Source organism: Streptomyces sp. SudanB5_2050 (assembly GCF_964272335.1).
GTDB classification, from domain to species: domain Bacteria; phylum Actinomycetota; class Actinomycetes; order Streptomycetales; family Streptomycetaceae; genus Streptomyces; species Streptomyces rochei.
In genome coordinates this window covers 4,532,653-4,547,808 of sequence record NZ_OZ186760.1, presented here as the reverse complement: position 1 = coordinate 4,547,808, position 15,156 = coordinate 4,532,653, and the positions used below count along the sequence as shown (strand labels likewise).

The 15,156-nt window shown below is 68.6% G+C and carries 12 protein-coding genes; 7 read left to right on the top strand and 5 right to left on the bottom strand.

Features of this window, described 5'->3' with window-relative positions; all coding sequences use genetic code 11:
* Positions 1-92: 92 nt before the first annotated feature.
* The 4 genes from ACFZP7_RS20315 to ACFZP7_RS20300 all read right to left on the bottom strand — a co-directional run bounded on the left by ACFZP7_RS20315 (position 93) and on the right by ACFZP7_RS20300 (position 5,738).
* Positions 93-692 (bottom strand): hypothetical protein, encoded by a 600-nt coding sequence (locus ACFZP7_RS20315; RefSeq protein ID WP_019328429.1) that lies wholly within the window; start codon positions 690-692, stop codon positions 93-95.
* A gap of 7 nt (positions 693-699) precedes the next feature.
* Positions 700-1,899, bottom strand: a complete 1,200-nt coding sequence (gene mqnC, locus ACFZP7_RS20310; protein ID WP_175461732.1) for a cyclic dehypoxanthinyl futalosine synthase — start codon at positions 1,897-1,899, stop codon at positions 700-702.
* 78 nt (positions 1,900-1,977) lie between these two features.
* Positions 1,978-2,715 carry a prepilin peptidase gene (locus ACFZP7_RS20305; protein WP_385635114.1) on the bottom strand — a complete coding sequence of 246 codons (738 nt, stop codon included), beginning with the start codon at positions 2,713-2,715 and terminating at the stop codon, positions 1,978-1,980.
* Positions 2,712-5,738: a BTAD domain-containing putative transcriptional regulator gene (locus ACFZP7_RS20300; RefSeq protein ID WP_385635112.1), complete on the bottom strand. Its 3,027-nt coding sequence runs from the start codon at positions 5,736-5,738 to the stop codon at positions 2,712-2,714. Before ACFZP7_RS20300 ends, ACFZP7_RS20305 begins: the two co-directional genes overlap by 4 nt.
* Positions 5,739-6,019: 281 nt before the next feature.
* Here ACFZP7_RS20300 and ACFZP7_RS20295 point away from each other — a divergent pair, with 281 nt between their 5' ends.
* Together ACFZP7_RS20295 and ACFZP7_RS20290 are read left to right on the top strand one after the other, a co-directional pair.
* Entirely contained in the window at positions 6,020-6,670 is a 651-nt protein-coding gene (locus ACFZP7_RS20295) for a hypothetical protein (RefSeq protein ID WP_030968017.1), read from the top strand.
* Complete coding sequence (locus ACFZP7_RS20290; protein ID WP_385635110.1) at positions 6,670-7,737, top strand: hypothetical protein; 1,068 nt, start codon at positions 6,670-6,672, stop codon at positions 7,735-7,737. Before ACFZP7_RS20295 ends, ACFZP7_RS20290 begins: the two co-directional genes overlap by 1 nt.
* 133 nt (positions 7,738-7,870) lie before the next feature.
* Here ACFZP7_RS20290 and ACFZP7_RS20285 read toward each other — a convergent pair whose 3' ends face one another.
* Positions 7,871-8,296, bottom strand: a complete 426-nt coding sequence (locus ACFZP7_RS20285) for an ATP-binding protein (protein ID WP_385635108.1) — start codon at positions 8,294-8,296, stop codon at positions 7,871-7,873.
* Positions 8,297-8,591: 295 nt separating this feature from the next.
* On the opposite strand from ACFZP7_RS20285, the gene ACFZP7_RS20280 reads away from it, so the two are divergent.
* The 5 genes from ACFZP7_RS20280 to ACFZP7_RS20260 all read left to right on the top strand — a co-directional run bounded on the left by ACFZP7_RS20280 (position 8,592) and on the right by ACFZP7_RS20260 (position 15,154).
* Positions 8,592-9,365, top strand: coding sequence for a DUF5753 domain-containing protein (locus ACFZP7_RS20280; protein ID WP_228897951.1), 774 nt, complete (start codon positions 8,592-8,594; stop codon positions 9,363-9,365).
* Between the two features lie 8 nt (positions 9,366-9,373).
* Positions 9,374-9,565, top strand: coding sequence for a DUF397 domain-containing protein (locus tag ACFZP7_RS20275; protein WP_100045598.1), 192 nt, complete (start codon positions 9,374-9,376; stop codon positions 9,563-9,565).
* Positions 9,566-9,662: 97 nt separating this feature from the next.
* Positions 9,663-14,270 carry an RHS repeat-associated core domain-containing protein gene (locus ACFZP7_RS20270; protein ID WP_385635106.1) on the top strand — a complete coding sequence of 1,536 codons (4,608 nt, stop codon included), beginning with the start codon at positions 9,663-9,665 and terminating at the stop codon, positions 14,268-14,270.
* Positions 14,260-14,760, top strand: coding sequence for an Imm50 family immunity protein (locus ACFZP7_RS20265; protein WP_046251444.1), 501 nt, complete (start codon positions 14,260-14,262; stop codon positions 14,758-14,760). Before ACFZP7_RS20270 ends, ACFZP7_RS20265 begins: the two co-directional genes overlap by 11 nt.
* Positions 14,747-15,154, top strand: coding sequence for an Imm50 family immunity protein (locus ACFZP7_RS20260; RefSeq protein ID WP_136236001.1), 408 nt, complete (start codon positions 14,747-14,749; stop codon positions 15,152-15,154). Before ACFZP7_RS20265 ends, ACFZP7_RS20260 begins: the two co-directional genes overlap by 14 nt.
* Positions 15,155-15,156 lie beyond the last annotated feature (2 nt).

The window sequence follows — 15,156 nt, the reverse complement described above, 5'->3', positions numbered from 1 at the left end:
CGTCCCGTCCTAGCGTCCCGGCGGCCTCCGGGCGGCGTCCCGGCGGCGTCCGGGGAGAGCCGGCCGGACCGGGCCGCGTCCTGCGTGCGCGCTCAGCGCCCCCGGTACACCAGACGACCGCCCACGACGGTGGCCACGCACGTGGCCGCGCCGTCCCGGACGAGCGCGGCCCGGTCGGGTACGTCGAACACCGCGAACCGGGCGGGACTTCCCGCAGCGAGCCCGGGCAGCAGCACCAGCGGCACCGGCGAGAAGGACGCGGGCCCGGGCAGCGCGGCCGGACGCGCCGCCAGGGCGAGCCCCGCCCCGCGCACCGCGTCCAGCGCCGCGCGCCCGCGCAGCTCACCGGCGACGGCGACCGTTCCGTGCGCCAGCAGGCGCTGTACCCCTCGGCGCGCGCTGGCGCCCCGCGCGGACGGGTTCGCACCGAGGAGGGCGAGCGCGCGCTCCCCGAAGATCGGCTCGGTGCCCAGCCGGTCCGCCTCGCGCGGGTCCGGGTGGTACGCCCGCTCCAGCAGTTCCGGGCCGTACGGGTTGAGCAGTCCGGGCGTCAGGATGCCGGGCCACCGGCGCACCCGCGCCCGCGGGTGGTCGGCGGCCAGTGCCTCGTACGGGCCGACGGCGGCGAGCAGCGCGCCGTCGACCAGCACGGCCGTCTCGGGCGAGGCGTCACAGACGTGGATCGTCAGCACGACGGCCTCAGTTGGAGGCGAGCAGCTTCAGCTCGGGATGCGCCGTGCCGCCCGCGATGGCCGTGGACGAGATGTGGGAGACGACGCGCTCGTCGACGGGGTCGTTCGCCGGGTCGTCGTGCACGACCAGGTGCTCGTACGTCGTCGCCCGCTGCGCCGGGACGCGCCCCGCCTTGCGGATCAGGTCGATGATCTCCAGCCGGTTGGACCGGTGCTTGGCGCCCGCGGAGGAGACGACGTTCTCCTCCAGCATGATCGAGCCGAGGTCGTCGGCACCGTAGTGCAGGGAGAGCTGGCCGACCTCCTTGCCGGTAGTGAGCCAGGAACCCTGGATGTGGGCGACGTTGTCGAGGAAGATCCGGGCGATGGCGATCATCCGCAGGTACTCGAAGAGCGTGGCCTGCGTGCGGCCCTTCAGGTGGTTGTTCTCCGGCTGGTACGTGTACGGGATGAAGGCGCGGAAGCCGCCGGTGCGGTCCTGCACGTCCCGGATCATGCGCAGGTGCTCGATGCGCTCGGCGTTGGTCTCGCCGGTACCCATGAGCATGGTCGACGTGGACTCCACGCCCAGGTTGTGGGCGATCTCCATGATCTCCAGCCAGCGCTCGCCGGACTCCTTGAGCGGCGCGATGGCCTTGCGCGGACGCTCGGGCAGCAGCTCCGCCCCGGCCCCGGCGAAGGAGTCCAGCCCGGCCGCGTGGATGCGCTGGATCGCCTCCTCGACCGACACCTTCGAGATCCGCGCCATGTGCTCGACCTCGCTCGCCCCCAGGCTGTGGATGACCAGCTCGGGGAACTCCTTCTTGATGGCGGCGAAGTGCTTCTCGTAGTACTCGACGCCGTAGTCCGGGTGGTGGCCGCCCTGGAACATGATCTGCGTGCCGCCCAGCTCGACCGTCTCCGCGCAGCGGCGCAGGATGTCGTCGAGGTCGCGGGTCCAGCCCTTCTTGGTGTCCTTGGGGGCCGCGTAGAAGGCGCAGAACTTGCACGCCGTGACGCACACGTTCGTGTAGTTGATGTTGCGCTCGATGATGTACGTCGCGATGTGCTCGGTACCGGCGTACCTGCGCCGGCGTACGGCGTCGGCGGCGGCGCCCAGCGCGTGCAGCGGGGCGTCCCGGTAGAGGTCGAGCGCCTCTTCGGGGGTGATCCGCCCACCGGCGGCGGCGCGGTCGAGGATGGGCTGAAGGTCGGCCTTCTCGGTCACCGGCGTCCCTTTCGCAAGGTTCGTAAGGGTTGTGGACGGACCAGGCCAGCCTACGCCAGCCCTTCCCGGCGCTGATCCTCAGGCCGCGTAGGCCCCCGCGAGGATGCCGAGGAAGGCGCCCGCGATCAGGAACGGCCCGAACGGGATGGCCGTCTTGCGCCCCGCCCGGCGGGCCACGACGAGGGCACCACCGTAAAGCGCTCCGAGCAGGAACCCGGCGAAGGTGCCGAGCATCAGCGTCGGCCAGCCGTACCAGCCGAGGGCGGCACCGGCGCCGAGGGCCAGCTTCACGTCGCCGAAGCCCATGCCGGCCGGGTTGATGAGGAACAGCACGCCGTAGCCGCCGCCGAGGGCGAGGGCGCCCAGCAGGGCGGTGGTCCACTCCCCCGCGTGCTCGGGCACCAGCGCGGTGAGGCCGAGGAGGACGAGCGCGGCGCCGGCGAGCGGCAGGGTGAGGGGGTCGGGCAGCCGCCGTACGCGCAGGTCGACGACGGCGAGCAGCACGCCGACCGGGGCGAGCAGCAGCCAGACCGCCACCTCCGGACGGGTGCCGGTGGCGGCGGCGAGGGCGGCGCAGACGAGGGCGGTGACGGCGGCGAGGGAGACGGCGCGGGGGCCGTAGGGCGCCTGTCCGGCCGGGCACTGCCCGCACCGGGCCCGCCCGAGCCAGCCCGGGACCGCGTGGTCCCGTGGACACCGGTCACGCCACGCCTCCCCCGAAGGGGCGGAGAAGCGGTACGCGGCCCGCGGCAGCAGCGCCCCCGTCACCGCGCCCCAGACCACGGCGACGAGGACGACCAGGAGGTCGAGACTCATCCCGCCGCCGCGACGCCGTCGCGCCAGGTGGGCAGCAGTTCGTCCAGCAGCGCCTCGGTGCGCGGCGGCACGCCGCGCGCTCCGCTGCGGCCGACGAGGTCGGCGGCGAGGGCGCGCAGCCGGTCGGGGTCGCCGGTGGCGTGCGTGGCGCGCAGCAGCTCGTGCCACAGGCGCTCGTCGGCGGGGGCGGTGCGCAGGGCCGCGTTCAACGCCTCGATGGCCTTCTCCGCGCGGTCCTTCTCCAGGTGGAACTCGGAGAGCGCGAGGCCGGTGTCCGCGACGAGCAGCGGGAGCTGGGCGTCGATGATCTCGTGGGTGAGCCAGCGGTAACGCCCCTCGGGCCGGTCGGCGAGCAGCGGCCCGCGCACCAGGACCAGCGCGTCGGTGAGCAGCCGCCCGCGCACCTGCCGGCTGCCGACGCCCCGCCCTTGCGTGGCCTCGTAGTAGAGGGAGCGCAGGACGTCGAGGTCGGAGACGACGGACTTGGCGAGGGTGAGCCGTCCGGTGGCGTCGGTGGTGAGCCGCGGGGTGCCGTCGGGGTCGGTGCCGAGCCAGGCCCGCAGCCGCTCCAGCAGGGCGTCGCGCACGTCCGCCGTCACGCCGCGCGGCCACAGCGCGGAGGACAGCACGCGCGGGTGGACGCCCTCGCGGTGGAGCAGCAGCAGCGCCAGCGCCTCGTGGAGCAGGGCGCTGCGGTCGTCGTCGGGCGCGTCCAGACCGATGATCTCGTACGACCCGACGAGGCGGGCGTACACCGCGGGCCGTCCCTGCTCGCTGATGTCGACGAGGAAGGGCGGGGTGTTGGCCGTCCCGGACGCACCGCCGGGCCCGTCGGACCCACCCGGCCCGTGCTCCGGGTCGGCGTCCGTGAACAGCTCGACGACGGCCCGCCGCTGGGCGGCCGGCAGCGTCTGGGCCTCCAGCTCCAGTCCGAGGAGCGGCGCGAGCAGTTTGCCCTCGCCGGTGATCCGCATCTCCCAGGCGGCACCCGGCAGGTCGGTGCCCTCGGTGCCGACGAGGTAGCCGATGCCGAGCCGACCGGCGTCGGCGGCGAGTTCGGCGAGGCGCAGGGCGTCCTCGTCGGAGGGCTGGGTCGCGAGCAGGACCAGGTGCGGGGCCCACCGCGTGTGCTGGGCGGGCCCGGTGCGGCCGGTGAGCACGGAGTCGTGGCCGGCGGCGCCGAGCGCGCCGCGCCGCTGCCGGGTCTCGGCCGACATGGTCTCGAAGAGGTCCTCGAAGCCGTCGAGGTGGCGGATGCGGTTGGGCGCGAGCGGCGTCAGGTCCTCCCCGAAGCCGACGAGCGTGATGGTCATGCGGTCCGACCAGCCGTTGGTGGCCAGTTCGGCGGCGACCGACGCGAAGACGGCGGTCCGGTCGGCCTCGGTGCCGCCGAGCGAGACGATGCCGGGCACCGACTCCAGGTTCAGCAGCAGGCGCGAGTCGTCCATGGTGCCGAGGCTGACGAGCCCGGGGTACGGGGCGGCGGTGTCGGCGTCCTCGTACCGCTCGGCGTCGGCGCGGGCCAGCATCCAGAAGGTCTGGTCCTGCCCGAGCTGCCAGGGCGCCGGCGGCTTCCCGGCGGGCTGGGCGAGCTGGAGGTGCAGATCGCCGTTGCCGCCCATCCAGGCCGCGTACACGACGGGCAGGGGCCGCGACTCGGCGGTGAGCGCGGCGGCGAGCCCGCGCAGCGCCCGGTCCAGCAGGCGTACGCCCTCCGGGTCGGCGCCGACGAGCAGCGCGTCCTGCACGTCCTGGGCGTCCCCGGTCGGTGTGGGCGGCTCCATGCCGCGCCGCCCGCCGACGCTGCCGAGCGCCGACTGCCACAGCGCCTGCCGGCGCCGGCGTCCGAGGGCGCCGAGGAGGCCGGCGGCGAGGAGCGGGGCGGTGAGGAGGGCCTCGGGGAGACCGAAGGAGTGGTCGGCCGCCGCCGGGGCGGCGTGCTCCTGCCCGGCACTGGGGGCGGGCGTCGCGGGAGTGGCGGGAGTGGCGGGCGCGGGTCGCTGATCGGGGAGGGAGACCTGGGCGTTGTCGCCGCCGCCTCCGTGGGCACCGGAACCGCCGCCCTGGGCCCCGGAACCGCCACCGCCCTGCGCGTGGTCGCCGGTCCGGGCGTAGTCGCTGATCTGCTGCCGCACCTGCTCGGAGACGTTCGGCGCCTCGTCGGGCATCTCGACCAGCTCGCCGCCGCGGGCGTCGCCGGGCATCTCCATGATCCAGCCGGGCCGGATGAGGCTGGCCTCGGACAGCTTGGAGCCGTCCGGCTGCACGCGGTCCTTGTTGAGCTCGAAGATCTCCTTGTACCGGCGCCCGTCGCCGAGGTGCCGGTCGGCGATCTCCCAGAGGGAGTCGTGGTGACGGCCTTCGGGAGGCTGGATCCGGTAGTACTTCGTGTCGCCGTGCGCGGCCGAGCCGCCGTCGGCGCGGGCGGCTGCCTGACCGGCCTGCTCGGCGAGGGCGCTCGCCGTCCCGGCGGCCTGCTCCTGCTGCTGGGCGAAGATCCCCGGCGTCTGCTGCGCCGCCGCCACAGAGGGCTTCTGGTTCCCCTCCATGCTCTGCCCGAGCTGCGACAGCCCGGGCGTGAGGCTGGCCGCGGTGGCGCCGACCAGCAGCAGCGCGGCGACGAGTTGCCGGGCGAGCAGCTGACTGGGCCCGGACCCCGGCACCCGCCCCGGCACCCCGACGCCGGACAGCGCGGCCTTGACCTCGACGAGCACGCAGGCGGTGAACTGCGCCCAGGCGAACCAGACGACGACGGTCAGGATGTTGAGGAAGGTCTTGACGGTGATCTCACGCTGCAGCCAGTCCAGACCCGGCGCCCCGTCCGGCAGCGGCCAGCCGATCTGCGTGGCCAGCGCGAGGGGCACCCCGACGACCAGGACGAGCAGCACGACGAAGGCGAGGAACGCCTTGACGAAGTCCCCGAACGACCGCCGCCGCACCCGCACCGGCTGCGGCGTCCGGTTCCTCGGTGCCGCCGAGGGAGCCGTCGAGCTTGCGGAGCTTGAGGTGCGGCGTCGCGGCATGGGCGGTGTCCTGGGTCGTGGGCCGTGTCGGGGAGGACGCGGAAGCGTCCGGTATGAGGGATGTGCTGAGCCTACAGAGATCTTATGGACTACCGCCGACACCGTCGAAGGCCCGCGTGAGCAGGCCACCGCGACATCCATCCCCTTAACACCTTTTGCCCCGTAACGCCGTTGCCCCCTTCACCGCCCCCACACAATCCCCAGAATCCGCCCAGGTCCCCTGCACCGCCCCCTGATAGCTTCGTTCCCTCTCGCAACGCCGTACCCCGGGGGGAACAACCGTGGCCCGCAGCGCCCTCACCATCACCGCAGCCACCTTCACCGCGACGGCGGCACTGCTCCTGACCGCGTGCGGCGGGGGTGGGGGCGACTCGTCGTCGGAGGACATCAAGGGGGCGGACACGGGGGCGGGCAGTTCCTCGCCGTCGGCGTCCGCGTCTGCGGCGGCAGGCGCCGGGCGTCCGGAAATCACGCTTCCGAGCAGCTTCCGGCTCACCTTCGAGAACTGGACGGCCGACGACCCCGCCCGGCAGGCAGTCCTGAACGATGGCAAGGAACAACTCCGGGCGGGCTACGCGGCCATCATCGCCGACAACCCGGACAGCGAGGCGCTCGCCTTCTACGACACCGAAGCCGGCCTCTCCCAGGACCGCGAGTGGATCAAGTCGTACACGGACAAGGGACTGACCGTCATCGGTGAGCTGCCGGTGTTCGAACCGGAGGCGACGCTCTTCGCGAAGGAGACCAAGGCGCAGCTGAGGTACTGCACGGACGAGAGCGAAGCACGCACCAAGAACCGCAAGACGGGCAAGGTCGAAGCCAACCCTCCCGGCACCGACCCGAAGGTCGCCTACACGGTGACGATGCAGAAGAACGACCAGGGCGTGTGGCAGGCGGTGTCCACGGAGTCGAAGAGGGGCGGGTGCTCCTGATGCGGTGGCAGACGAAGTTCCTGGCGGGAACGCTGGCTCCGGTCATCACCCTCGTTCTCACCAGTACGTCTGCGCAGGCCTTCGGTGGCGGCGGCACCAAGGACGAGACCAGCGGCAATACGGACGGCAAGGGGTCGCTGTCGTCCTCCGTCTCCAGCATTCGCATCACGTACGTCAGCGGTGGGGACGGCGGCGGCGAGCAGGGCAACCTCACCGCCATCGATCCCGACTGGGAGCCTCCCGCTTGCTGGTACGAACCCGCATTCACGCCCGAGCAGCTCAAGAAGTTCGTCGAAACGGACGGTGGGGGCGACGTCGGTATCCATGAATCGTGGTTCGGCGAGGAGTTGTGGACCGACCACTATCGCGACGGCAAGCCGGCGGACAACTTCGACCTGCACAAGCCCACGAACAGCGTCGCCGACGGCTACAAGGACTACAACCTCGGCAAGAAGGGCTACTTCTGGCGAGGCGTCGCGCCCGACGACTCGGACCCTGAGTCCTGGGACTGCGGCCGCATCATGTTCTGGGTCGACGCGAATCAGATCCCGGACGACCCGCACGCACCCACCCCGGAGATGCTCGCCGACTACGCGTACAACAAGGTGAAGATCCCGAAGACAGAGGTGGATCTGAAACCTCAAACCAAGTCCACCGTGAACCTCCCCACCTGGGTGTGGCTCGACAAGGGCACCTTCAAGGAGGTCAAGGTCCGCGCCGAACTCCCGAACACGGGCCTGTGGGCCGAGACCACCGCCAAGCCGGTCGCCCTCCACCTGGAGCCCGGCACGGACGACGCGCAGACCTTCCCCGCCTCCGGCGACTGCGAGATCAACGCCGACGGCTCCATCGGCACGCCGTACACGAAGGGCAAGGCCGACCAGACCCCGCCCTGCGGCATCCGCTACCTCCGTGCCTCGAACGGCGAGCCGTACCAGCTGAAGGCATCGGTCACCTGGGAGATCTCCTGGGAGGGTTCCGGCGGCACCGCGGGCGACCTCCCGGATGGCACCTTCGAGACGACGCAGGACATGCAGGTCCAGGAGATCCAGTCCATCAACCGCTGAACGGCTCCTCGGCCCGCTCCGCGGTCATCCCCTTGGCCCGGGAATCCGCCAGGCACGATTCGATGAGCTGCCCGAACACCGCCGCACTCTCGGCATCGACAGTCCACAGAGCGAAAGCCAACGGCTCAACGCCCTACGCCGCGACGAGGTCACACCACACGTACTTGCCCCGGTTGGCTCCCCTGGCCAGCGGCTGCCACCCCCATACGTCGGCGCACGCCCGCACCAGCGCGAGCCCCCGCCCCTCCTCCGCCTCCGCGAGCGACGCCCACTTCCCCGGCGGCTCGGGCGGTTCGGGGTCGGCGTCCCACGCCCCCACTCGCAGCACGCCGGCCGCCCACCGCACCCGCAGCGCGGCGGGTCCCTTGGTGTGGCGTACGGCGTTGGAGACCAGCTCGGCGGCGATCAGTTCGGCGGTGTCCACGAGGCGGATGAGACCGTGCATGGTGAGGATGAGCCGGAGGGTGCGGCGGGAGACGGTGACTGCGCGCAGGTCGTTCGGGATGTAGAGGGTGTACTCCCAGGGGGCGACTGGGTCGGCCGGTCGGGTTTCGGGCATGGGTGAACTCCGGTCGGGTGGGGGGAAGGTGGGCCGGTGGCATCGCCGCATCGTCCAGGCATGACGACGCGGTGCACTTCCGACACCGGGTGACGTCGCACCGCGCACGGTGCGTCACTGACGGTATTTCCTAGTTTTAGGAAACCGCAAGCGGCTGCCGTATCCTCACCCTCGAACGAGGGACGTGGGTCAGGTCGTTGAACTCAGGAGGCATCGCTTGCCACCCAAAAGGCACCTCACGGCCCGCCGGGTGCGTCTGGGCGCTGAGTTGCGCAAACTGCGCGAGGCAATGGGCATGAAGTCCAAGGAAGCCGCAGAACTACTGGGCGCCGACTCGGTTCAGATGAGTCAGATCGAGTCCGGCGTCGCGGGTGTGAGCGCCAATCGCGTGCGCAGGCTCGCCGCTCACTACGCCTGCACGGACGAGGGGTTGGTCGAAGCCCTGGTGGCCATGGCGACCGACCGCACCCGTGGATGGTGGGAGGAGTACCGGGGCGTACTGCCTCCGGTGTTCATGGACACCGCTGAGGTCGAACACCACGCGACGGCCCTGCGCGAGATTGTGATCACGCACGTTCCCGGCCTACTCCAGACTGCCGACTACGCTCGCGCGGTCTACACGTACATGATGCCGGGGCTACCCGAAAGCGAAGTGAGTCCCCGAGTGGAACACCGGTTGCGTCGGCGCGCGGTCATCGAGGGTGACAACCCGACACCGTACGAGACGATCATTCATGAATTCGCCCTTCGCGTCCGCGTGGCCGACCGACGTGTGACTCAGGCCCAGCTCCGGCGGATTTTGGAGCAGATCGAGGACGGTCACGCGAGCGTGCGCGTCATCCCGATCGACCAGGACGACTTCGCCGGCGCGGACGCCTCGATGGTGCACGCCTGTGGACCCGTGCCCCAACTGGACACGGTTCTGCGCGACTTCCCCACCGGCACTGCGTTCATCGACGCCGAACCGCAGTTGAATCAGCTTCGAACACTGTTCCGTAGGGTGGAGAAGGCGTCGCTGGCACCCCCGGCGTCGCGGGACTTCATCCACCGCTTGGCAAAGGAACTGTGAGACGAACCATGACCGAAACCCTGCGTTGGCGGAAGTCCTCGTTCTCCGGCGGCGGCGACGGCAACACCTGCGTGGAGATAGCCCCACTCGCCACCCGCGTCGCGATACGTGACTCCAAGGACCCCTCCCAGGGCACAGTGACCGTCCCGCTCGAAGCCTTCACCGCGCTCGTCCGGAGCTTCAGGACAGCCGCTCCCTGACCCCCTGTCCGCCTACTCCACGACGATCCTCTCGTGCGATAGGTTCATACGCGCGTTCTAAGCGATAGGCATTCGCACGTGTACGGGGGAGAACACGGTGTCCCACAGGCCGACGGACTGGCACGTACTCGACCTGGAGAAGGACCCGACCCCGGGCGACCCGCAACGCATACGCAAACTCGCCGGCACGCTGCACGACTTCGCCGACGACGTGGCGGAGGCCCTCCGCGGCCTCAAGGGCATAGCCAAGGAGGACGAGATCCTCTCTTGGGCGGGCAAGACGGCGGACGTGTTCGCCGAGGAGTTCGAGGACCTCCCGAAGAAGCTCCGGAAACTGAAGAAGTCGTACGACCTGGCAGGCGACGCGCTGGCGAGCTTCTGGCCCGACCTCCAGGACGCCCAGGAGAAGGCCGACAAGGCCCTGCGCGACGGCCGCAAGGCGCGCGACGAACTCACCACCGCCCAGACGGCGTTGTCGGGAGCGAACGACTGGGTCCGCACCGCTACCGAGAAGGTGGACTCCTACGACCCCGCCAAGAACGGCGGCAAGGACATTCCCAAGCCCGACGAGGCCGACGTACGGCGTGCCACCCGCGACGCCCAGCACGCGAAGGCCCGACAGGCGACGGCCGAGCGGAACGTCGAGAGCGCGAAGGACGCCCTGGACGCTGCCAGGAAGCTCGCCGCCCAGGCCAAGGGGCTGCGCGAGGACGCCGCGCGCCGGACGGTGACCAAGCTCCAGGAGGCGTCGGACGCCGGTATCCCGAACCGGCACTGGTGGGAGGAGATCGGCGACTGGGTCTCCGACCACTGGGACGAGATCGTCACCGTCTGCAAGTGGGTCGTCGCCGTCGTCGGGATCATCGTGATGATCGTGGGCGGCCCGCTGGGGTGGCTGGTGTTCGCGGCGGCCCTGGTCGTGATGGCCGACACGATAAGAAAAGTCATCAAAGGCGAGGCTGGCTGGGGCGACCTCCTATGGGCAGCACTGGACTGCATACCCGCGACCAAGGGCATCACGAGCCTGGCGAAGCTCGGCAAGCTGTGGAAGGCGGGCGGGCTGAAGGCGCTCGGCGCCGGAGCGGTGAGCGGCATCGGGGGTGGCCTCAAAGACCTTGCCAACGGCGTCCGTGATCTCAAGAACGTCGCAAACAAGGTACGAGGCGTGACCGATTGGGTGAAGGGCCTGGGCCGTAGAAGTGTCAGGGATTCCCCCACCGGAACTAGCCGCACCAAGGACAGCGTCTGCTCGAACGGGACTGACCCCATCGACCTGGCCACCGGTCGTATGTACCTCCCTCAGACGGACGTGACCCTACCGGCCACGCTACCGCTGGTATTCCGGCGTCGCGCCGAGTCCGGTTACCGGATGGGCCGTTGGTTCGGTCCATCCTGGTCATCAACCATCGACCAGCGACTCGAGTTCGACGCCGAAGGCATCGTGTTCGTTGATGACGAAGGGTTGATACTGGCCTACCCGATGTGCGAGCCGGGAGAGCCTGTCCTGCCGGCACAGGGCCCACTGTGGCCACTGGAGCAGGTGGACGACGTCACATACACAGTCAGGGACCGCAAGAGCGGCCACGCTCGCACGTTCATCCGTGACGGCGACACGGCGAGCCTGCACCGGCTGGAAGACCGTAATGGCAACACCATCTCCTTCCTCTACGACGAGAACGGCAGGCCGGAGTCGATCGTTCACAGCGGCGGGTACCGGCTGCGGGTCTCCACCTGGGAAGAACGCATCGTGGCGCTACACCTGGTCGGCGCCACCGCAGACGGTGGCGACCAGGAGCTGCTCCGGTACTCGTACTCACGAGGTCACCTGACGGCCGTAATCAACTCTTCTGGACGGCCACTGCGTTTCACGTACGACGCGGCAGGTCGAGTCACTTCCTGGAGCGACACGAACGACCGTAGTTATGCCTATTCCTACGACCATCGTCACCGCTGCATCAGCGAGGGAAGCCCTGACGGGCACCTGGCCCTGAGCCTGACCTACGACAACGTCGACGAAGCCACCGGGTACAGAGTCACCGCCGCTACCACCGGCGAGGGACATACCAGCCGTTACCTGATCAATGACGCTCATCAGGTTGTCGCCGAGATCGATCCACTGGGCAACACCACGCGTTACGAGCGAGACCGTCGCAATCGCCTGCTCTCCCGTACCGACCCGTTGGGTCACAAGACCTGCTTTGCCTATGACGTGGACGGCAACCTGTCATCGATCACTCAACCGGACGGACACCAGGTCACCGCGGTCTACGACGGGCTCGGTCAGCCGGTCCAGGTCACCAATCCGGACGGTGGCACGTGGCACCAGATGTATGACGACCGAGGTAACCGCACTACCGTGGTCACCCCCGGCGGAGGCACCTCCCACTTCCACTACGACGATCGCGGTGCCCTTGTATCGGTGACCAACGCTCTCGGTCACACAACCACGATTCAGCCAAATGCCGCCGGGCTGCCCGTCGTGGTCACCAACCCTTTGGGCCACCGCACCCGATACGAACGGGATATGTTCGGCCGCACCACTCGCATCACCGATCCGCTCGGCGCTACCACTCGCTTGGCGTGGAGTGTGGAGGGCCAGTTGGTGGGACGCACCGACGCCGACGGCTCTGAGGAGTCGTGGGTCTACGACGGTGAAGGAAACTGCACCCGATACACCGGCGCGACCGGCGCGGTCACCACCTTCGAGTACACCCACTTCGATCAGCTGGCTGCGCGCACCGGCCCGGATGGCGCACGCTACGAATTCACTCACGATACTGAGCTCCGCCTCGTCAGCGTCACCAACCCGCAAGGACTGACCTGGAGGTATCGCTACGACGCCGCGGGCAGACTCACGTCCGAGACCGATTTCGATGACCGCACGCAGACCTACACCTACGACGCCGCGGGCCGTCTGACCAGCCGTACGAACGCCCTCGGCCAGAGCGTGCGCTACGAACGCAATGCGCTCGGACAGATGGTCAGCAAAGACGCTGACGGGCGCGTCACCACCTACGAATACGCTCCATCCGGCCAGTTGGTACACGCGGCCGGACCGGAGACCTCCGTTTCGGTGAGCCTGGACGAGAACGGCTTGCGCCGGTCCGAGACGGTCAATGGCCGCACCATGACTTACGCATACGACGAGTTGGGGCGTAGGTCACGACGTACCACTCCGACCGGCGCAACAAGTACGTGGTGTTACGACGCCGCAGGGCAACTGGCCAACCGGCTCGCGGCCGGTCACCCACTCGTCTACGAGCGGGACGACACCGGCAGGGAAATCGTTCGCAGGGTGGCCGGAACCCTCACATTGGAGAACACCTTCGATGCGATGGGACGACTGGCCCGGCAGGACGTGTTGGGTCCGAATTCAGTAGCGATCCAGACCCGAGAATATGCCTATCGCCGGGACGGACTCCTGACTGCTGTGACGGATCCCTACGGTGACACCCGTCGATTCACGTTGGACGCCGTCGGCCGCGTCACCGCCGTCCGAGCCAGGGGGTGGACGGAAAATTACGCCTATGACGAGTCCGGTAACCAGACGGAGGCATCATGGCCCGTCTCCCACGCCGGGCACGAAGCCACGGGCGACCGCGTCTACCAGGGGACCCGCATCTCCCGAGCGGGACGTGTTCAGTACCGACATGATGACCAGGGTCGAGTCATCGAGCGCCGAAAGAGGCATCTGTCCGGGAAGTCCGCAAGTTGGAAGTACACCTGGGATGCAGAAGACCGTTTGACGGAGGTGACTCTCCCTGACGGCACACGATGGTGCTACCAGTACGACCCCCTCGGTCGCCGCACCGCCAAGCGGCAACTGGCGATCGATGGTCGCAGCGTCATGGAGGAGGTTCTCTTCACATGGGACGGCCACACACTCTGCGAACAAACGTCGGCGGCAGCGACACGCGCCCACTCCGTGAGTATCACCTGGGACTATGACGGCCGGCGCCCCATCACCCAAGCGGAACGCATCCTCGCCACGGGCTCTGACACGCCGCAAGAGGTGGTGGACGAACGCTTCTTCGCCATCGTCACCGATCTGGTCGGTACTCCGACCGAGCTGATCGACCAAAAAGGCGAGATTGCTTGGCGTACACGAACAACACTGTGGGGCGCCACTACCTGGAACCGCGACGCCACCGCTTACACCCCCCTCCGCTTCCCCGGCCAGTACTACGACCAAGAATCAGGCCTTCACCACAACTACTTCCGGAACTACGATCCCGAAACCGCTCGCTACCTAACCCCCGACCCGCTGGGCCTTGCGCCCTCACCAAACCCTGTCACCTATGTACACAACCCTCACACGTGGATTGATCCGCTCGGCCTCACGCCGGGCTGCGGCGAGCCCGTCGGCCGAACCCTGGACGAGGCCAAAGCGAAAGCGCTCAAGGATGCCGGCATCCCGGAAGGCGCAGAGCCACTTGAAGTGAATACTCATGTACCTGCGACGACGCCTGAGTGGCAGGGATCCAAGCAGCTCATGACCGATGACTACAAGCCGATCACTTACAGGGAGGAAGTTTACGAACACCCGAACGGCCAGGATCTAGTAGTCTTCCAGGACCATTGGTTCGGCCATCAAAAGCCCGGCGAAGCTGGATACCAAGGACCACACGTCCATGTACGCCCCTTCGACGACACGAGAAATGGCCAGATACCGGGATGCGAGGAGCATTACTACTATGACCTATAGCCGATATCTGATGAACCCGGAAAAAATCTCGGCCTTGTTTGGTGAAATCCCCGAAGTAACGGAGACTCGCCTACGGTCGATCAACCTCAATTGGCGCGGCCCCACGGTCACACTGCGAGTCGATCTCCCTGGATTTCCGCAGCGCGCCCCCCAGGAATGGATTGACGCCGGGATGGATACTGTGCAGTGTCACTTCCAATTCCTGGCAGTACACAATCTGTCACTTCGACGATGGGATCCTCCGACCGACGCACGGTTCGAAACCGAACGCCTGACAGTGCGACAGGGCATGCACGTCAGCGCCGTCGGGACCGGAGTCGATCTGTCCTTCGACAGCAGCGACTCCGTACTGGTCGGCCATCTGAGCGCCTTCCGCAGTCACCCCGACGGCTCGGACGACGGGCCTCACATGTATGTGAGCAGGGTCGATTCCCGTCGACACACCTCACTCCCCCAGACTGACGAAAAGACCTTTTATGAGCGACTCTGACTGGCACCGTTGTCTCCACAGCGTCGACAAGCTGGCGGCGTTGTACAGCCACCTCCCCGCACTGGAGCAGTGCAAGCTCATGTACGTGCACATTGACGAGAGGGAGGACTCGGTGACCCTGGGGTTCAGCACACAAGCCATGCCGACCAATCCCCCCCCAGAGTGGATGGGCACAGAATTCAATACCGTCGAATTTTACGTACGCTGCTCGCAGGTAGCCGAGCTCAAGGTTGCAGGCTGGGACTCCACGCAGGCCATGCATGTCGAGTTCAGTAGGGACGCACAGGGCTGGACCAGGATCGGGCTCGGAGCTTCCGGCTCCGGCATCGCATTTCGGTCTCCTTCAGTCATCGTCACCAAAACACGTAGTTACCTAGCGACGGCCGCCCCCTGATG